4 protein-coding genes are annotated in these 6,000 nt (G+C 69.0%); all 4 read right to left on the bottom strand.

Annotated elements, in window-relative coordinates; translation table 11 throughout:
- Positions 1–44: 44 nt before the first annotated feature.
- The 4 genes from K4G64_RS07185 to K4G64_RS07170 all read right to left on the bottom strand — a co-directional run bounded on the left by K4G64_RS07185 (position 45) and on the right by K4G64_RS07170 (position 5,892).
- Entirely contained in the window at positions 45–1,559 is a 1,515-nt protein-coding gene (locus K4G64_RS07185; RefSeq protein ID WP_221755183.1) for an amino acid permease, read from the bottom strand.
- Positions 1,560–1,696: 137 nt separating this feature from the next.
- Positions 1,697–3,619 carry a 1-deoxy-D-xylulose-5-phosphate synthase gene (gene dxs / locus K4G64_RS07180; RefSeq protein WP_062929676.1) on the bottom strand — a complete coding sequence of 641 codons (1,923 nt, stop codon included), beginning with the start codon at positions 3,617–3,619 and terminating at the stop codon, positions 1,697–1,699.
- 192 nt (positions 3,620–3,811) lie between these two features.
- The gene (locus K4G64_RS07175) at positions 3,812–5,104 is read right to left on the bottom strand and encodes a sugar ABC transporter permease (RefSeq protein WP_221755182.1); all 1,293 of its coding nucleotides are present in this window, start codon (positions 5,102–5,104) and stop codon (positions 3,812–3,814) included.
- Positions 5,101–5,892: an ATP-binding cassette domain-containing protein gene (locus tag K4G64_RS07170; protein WP_221755181.1), complete on the bottom strand. Its 792-nt coding sequence runs from the start codon at positions 5,890–5,892 to the stop codon at positions 5,101–5,103. The genes K4G64_RS07175 and K4G64_RS07170 overlap by 4 nt, the downstream gene beginning before the upstream one ends.
- Positions 5,893–6,000 lie beyond the last annotated feature (108 nt).

Raw genomic sequence — 6,000 nt, 5'->3', positions numbered from 1 at the left:
GCCCCGACCCACACCCCCCGCCAAGGCGAAGGCGAAGGCGGAGCCTAAGCCGTGCCGCCGCCCGCGCTCGGCTGTTCCTCGCTCGCTTCGCCGCGTGCGAGACGGCTGTGAGTACGGCCGTACAGGAAGTAGACGAGGAAGCCGGCGGCCATCCAGATGGCGAAGCGGACCCACGTCTCGGCGGGCAGGTTGATCATCAGCCACAGCGAGGCGCACACCGACAGGATCGGAATGACCGGCACCCACGGCGTACGGAACGCCCGCGGCAGGTCGGGGCGGCTCTTGCGCAGGATGATCACACCGATGGCGACGACCACGAAGGCGAACAGCGTGCCGATGTTCACCAGCGCGGCCAGCTCCGTCAGCGGTGTGAACCCGGCGAGGACCGCGATGATCACGCCGAGCAGGATCGTCGGCCGGTGCGGCGTCTTGAACCGCGGGTGGACGCGCGAGAAGAACCGCGGCAGCAGCCCGTCCCGGCTCATCGCGAAGAACACCCGGGTCTGCCCCAGCAGCAGGATCATGCACACCGTCGTCAGGCCGACCGCGGCGCCGAAGCTGATGAAGCCCGCGAACCACGGATGCCCGGTCGCCTTGAAGGCGTCGGCCAGCGGCGCGTCGACGGACAACTGGCTGTAGTGCTGCATGCCGGTGACGACGATCGACACGAGGACGTACAGCGTCGTGCAGATCACGAGGGAGCCGAGGATGCCGCGCGGCATGTCGCGCTGCGGGTTCTTGGTCTCCTCCGCGGCCGTGGCCACGACGTCGAAGCCGATGAAGGCGAAGAACACGACCGAGGCCGCGGTGAAGATGCCCATCACGCCGAAGTTCGAGGGCGCCCAGCCGAACATCAACTGGATCAGTGGGGAGTCGAGGCTCGACCCCGCCTCCACCGGCTTCTCCTTCGGGATGAACGGGTCGTAGTTCTTGCCCTCGATGAGGAACGCACCCGCGATGATCACGACGAGGACGACGGTCACCTTGATGGCGACGACGACCGACGTGATCCGCGCGGACAGCTTCATGCCGACCACGAGGATGGCGGTGAGGACGAGGACGAGCGCCGCGGCGAGGATGTCGAAGCCGAAGGTGTCGGCGCCCTCCCGGCTGCCCAGCCCCGCGGGCATCGTCCAGCCCGCGTTCTCCATCAGCGACTGGATGTAGCCCGACCAGCCGACGGCGACCACCGCCGTCCCCAGCGCGAACTCCAGGACCAGGTCCCAGCCGATGATCCAGGCGGGAAGCTCTCCGAGGGAGGCGTAGGAGAACGTGTAGGCGGATCCGGCGACCGGGACCGTGGACGCGAACTCGGCGTAACAGAGCGCGGCCAGGGCGCAGGCGACGCCGGCCGCCACGAACGCCAGGGCCGTGGCCGGCCCGGCGTTGTTCTTGGCGACGGTGCCGGTGAGAACGAAGATGCCGGTGCCGATGATCACACCGACGCCGAAGACCGTCAGATCCAGGGCGGACAAGGACTTCTTGAGTGCGTGCTCTGGTTCCTCGGTGTCGAGGAGGGACTGCTCGACCTTCTTCGTCCGGAAGAGGGTACTGCTCACGGGGTTACCTCCCACGCTTGTCGTCCTCGACATGATCGAGAGGGGGCACCATCCGTATGCCCCGACGGGGGAGGATTCACGCCATTGGGCCGGTTTCACCACCCTTCACGGTGGTGAAACCGGCCCATTCAGCGGTGTCAGTCGCGCGCGGATTCCACAGCGTCCGCGGCGGACCGCTCGTAGCGGCCGTCGAGGCGGGCGACCAGCCCGGTCACCTGCCGGGCGATGTCCGGCGCGGTGAGACCGATCTCGGCCAGGACCTCGGCACGCGAGGCGTGGTCGAGGAACCGCGGCGGGATGCCGAAGTCACGCAGCGGCACGTCCACGCCCGCGTCACGCAGCGCCTGCGCGATCGCCGAGCCCACACCACCGACCCGGCTGTTGTCCTCGACGGTGACGACCACACGGTGCTGCTCGGCGAGCGGGGCCATGGCCTCGTCAACGGGCTTGACCCAGCGCGGGTCGACGACGGTCGTGGAGATGCCCTGCTTGTCGAGCAGGCCGGCGATCTCCAGGCACATCGGCGCGAGGGCACCGACGGAGACCAGCAGGACGTCCGGCCGGTCGGTGCCGGGCTCGCGCAGCACGTCCATGCCGCCCACGCGTCGCACGGCGGGCACGGCGGGGCCGACGGCGCCCTTGGAGAAGCGGACCACGGTCGGCGCGTCGTCGACGGCGACGGCCTCGCGCAGCTGCGCGCGGACCTGGTCGGCGTCACGCGGTGCGGCCAGCCGCAGTCCGGGCACGACCTGAAGGATCGACATGTCCCACATGCCGTTGTGGGAGGCGCCGTCGGTGCCGGTGACCCCGGCCCGGTCGAGCACGAAGGTGACGCCGCACTTGTGCAGGGCCACGTCCATCAGCACCTGGTCGAAGGCGCGGTTGAGGAAGGTGGCGTAGACGGCGAACACCGGGTGCACCCCGCCCGTGGCCAGGCCGGCCGCGGAGACGGCGCCGTGCTGCTCGGCGATGCCGACGTCGTAGACCCGTTTGGGGAAGCGCTTGGCGAACTTGTCCAGGCCCACGGGCTGGAGCATGGCGGCCGTGATGGCCACGATGTCCTCGCGCTCCTCGCCGAGCTTGACCATCTCCTCGCCGAACACGGAGGTCCAGTCGGCGCCGGAGCTGGCGATCGGCAGGCCCGTGTCGGGGTGGATCTTGCCGACGGCGTGGAAGCGGTCCGCCTCGTCCTGGAGGGCGGGCTGGTAGCCGCGGCCCTTCTCGGTGAGGCAGTGCACGATGACCGGCCCGCCGAACCGCTTGGCCTTGGCGAGCGCGGACTCCAGGGCCTCGAGGTCGTGCCCGTCGATCGGACCGACGTACTTCAGACCGAGGTCCTCGAACATGCCCTGCGGGGCGATGAAGTCCTTCAGGCCCTTCTTGGCGCCGTGCAGGGTGTCGTAGAGCGCCTGCCCGACGACGGGGGTGCGCTCCAGGACCTCCTTGGTGCGGGCCAGGAAGCGCTCGTAGCCGTCCGTCGTGCGCAGCGTCGCGAGGTGGTTGGCGAGGCCGCCGATGGTCGGCGCGTAGGAGCGCTCGTTGTCGTTGACGACGATGACGAGCGGGCGGTCCTTGGCGTCGGCGATGTTGTTCAGCGCCTCCCAGGCCATGCCGCCGGTCAGCGCGCCGTCACCGATCACGGCCACGACGTGGTCGTCGCGCTCCAGGATCTGGTTGGCCTTGGCGATGCCGTCGGCCCAGCCGAGGACGGTCGAGGCGTGCGAGTTCTCGATCACGTCGTGCTCGGACTCGGCCTGCGAGGGGTAGCCGGACAGGCCGCCCTTCATCTTCAGCTTCGAGAAGTCCTGGCGGCCGGTGAGCAGCTTGTGGACGTAGGACTGGTGGCCGGTGTCCCAAAGCACCTTGTCCCGGGGCGAGTCGAAGACCCGGTGCAGGGCGATGGTGAGCTCCACCACGCCGAGGTTGGGGCCGAGGTGACCGCCGGTCTTGGAGACCGCTTCGACAAGGAAGCTCCGGATCTCCTCCGCCAGCTGGTTCAGCTCCTCCAGGTTGAGCCGGTCCAGATCGCGCGGTCCCCTGATACGGGTCAGCAGCGGCACCCGTGCCTCCTTGCAGTAGAGCTGTTGCCGGGCTCGTCGAGTCTAATGTTCCGCCACGGTGGAAGGTGTCCGGGCGGTGCGTCATACGTCACCCGATCTGCCGTACCCCGCTACGGCCCGCTCTACGACACGGCTGTGCCCGGCACCGCCATGGGTGCCGGGCACAGGTTCCGGTAACGGAGGTCGGCGGTGTCAGGCGCGACCCGCGGTCCGCTGCGTCTTACGGGTGACCGAGTCGATGACCACGGTCGCCAGCAGCACGCCACCGGTGATCATGTACTGGACGGGCGCGCCGGTTCCCTGCAGGGCCAGGCCGTACTGGATCGACGTGATCACCATGACACCGAGCAGGGCGTTCCAGATGCGGCCGCGCCCGCCGAAGAGGCTGGTACCGCCGATGACGGCCGCCGCGATGACGTTCATCAGCAGGTCGCCGGCGCCGGCGCTCTGGTTGGCGGCCGCGATCTTGGAGGCCCAGAACAGGCCTCCGACCGCGGCGAACAGGCCCGCGAGGGCGAACACCGAGACACGGACGGCGACGACGTTGATGCCCGCGCGGCGGGACGCCTCGACGCTGCCGCCGAGTGCGAACACCTTACGGCCGTACGGGGTGCGGCGGACCAGGAAGTCCATGGCGACCAGGACGACGAGGAACAGCAGCAGGGCCAGGGGCAGGCCCTTGTACTGGTTGAACATGATCGCGGCAGCGTAGGCGACGACGGCCAGCAGACCGGTGCGCAGCAGGATGTCGCTCAGCGGCCGGGACGGGACGCCGGCGGCCTCGCGGCGGCGGCTGTCGAGGAACGCGGAGACGAAGTAGCCGGCGACTGCGAGCGTCGCGAGGCCGTACGCGGCGGCTACATCGGAGAAGTAGTGCGTGGTCAGCTGCCCGACCACGCCGTCGCTGTCGATGTTGATCGTGCCGTTCTGGCCCAGCAGTTGGAGCATGAAGCCGTTCCAGAACAGCAGCCCCGCCAGGGTGACCGCGAAGGCCGGTGCCCCGATCCTCGCGAAGAAGAAGCCGTGCAGGGCGCCGATCAGCGCACCGCCGACGACGGCGATCAGCAGAGCGAGCCATTCGTTCACTCCGTGGCTGACGGAGAGAACGGCGAAGACGGCACCGGAGACACCGCTGACCGAGCCGACCGACAGGTCGATCTCCCCCAGCAGCAGCACGAAGATGATGCCCACGGACATCATGCCGGTCGCGACCATGGCGACGGAGATGTCGTTGAGGTTCTTCGCGGACAGGAAAGCCGGGTTCAGGCTCTGGAAGATGACGCAGATGACGACCAGGCCGACGACGACGGGGATCGAGCCCAGGTCACCGCCGCGGATCTTGCGCTTGAACTCGCCGAGGTAGCCGGCGAGGCCCTGCTCCCGGACGAGCAGCCGGGGGTCGACGGCGGTGTCGGAACCGGCGGCGGCCTCGGGGTTCTCCACGGCGTGCTCGTCGGTGGGCGTGGAGGTCTTGTCGATGCTCACTTCTGAGCCTCCCCGTTGCTGCGCGCCGCACGGCGGGTCACGGCGTTGTCCGTGGCACCGGTGATGGCGGAGATGATCTCTTCCTGCGACGTCGACTTGACCTCGAAGACGCCGTTGTTGCGGCCGAGGCGCAGCACGGCGACCTTGTCCGCGACGGCCTTGACGTCGGCCATGTTGTGACTGATGAGGATCACCGCATGACCGCGTTCGCGAAGCCGCTCCACGAGGTCGAGAACCTGCGCGGTCTGCTCGACGCCGAGGGCGGCGGTGGGCTCGTCGAGAATGACCAGCTTCGGCTCACCGAGCATGGACCGGGCGATGGCCACGGTCTGGCGCTGCCCGCCGGAGAGCGAGGCGATCGGGATACGGACGCTGGGGATGCGGATCGACAGCGTCTGCAGCAGCTCGCGGGAGCGGCGCTCCATCTCGACCTCGTCGAGGACACCGCGCCTGCGGACCTCCCGGCCGAGGTAGAGGTTGCCGACGACGTCGATGTTGTCGCACAGCGCGAGGTCCTGGTAGACGGTCGCGATGCCGAGGTTCTGGGCGTCGTGCGGCTTGTTGATCTGGACGGCCTTGCCGTCCCATTCGATGACGCCCTCATCGATGGGGTGCACGCCGGCGATCGTCTTGACCAGCGTGGACTTTCCGGCTCCGTTGTCGCCGACCAGGGCGACCACTTCACCGGCGTGGACCTCAAGCTCTACGTCGGTGAGCGCCTGGACGGCACCGAATCGCTTGGAGACCCCGCGCAACGCCAGCACGGGCGTAGCGGACACGTGAACCATCTCCTTCGCCGCCTGACCCGGCGGGAGGTTGTTGCAGAAGAGTGAGAAGGGTTCCACCCGGCGCCCCGCCTAGCTTGCGGGGCTGTTGTGTGCGGGGCGCCGGAGGAG

The sequence above is a fragment of the Streptomyces sp. WAC04114 genome (assembly GCF_019733245.1).
Taxonomy (GTDB): Bacteria; Actinomycetota; Actinomycetes; order Streptomycetales; family Streptomycetaceae; genus Streptomyces; species Streptomyces massasporeus_A.
Note: the sequence above shows the minus strand (reverse complement) of the source record. Positions and strands in the feature narration are given on the sequence as shown.

Excerpts from the sequence above, each read along its gene's own strand:
- K4G64_RS07170 (WP_221755181.1), bottom strand. The coding sequence starts at position 5,892 with ATGGTTCACGTGTCCGCTACGCCCGTGCTGGCGTTGCGCGGGGTCTCC.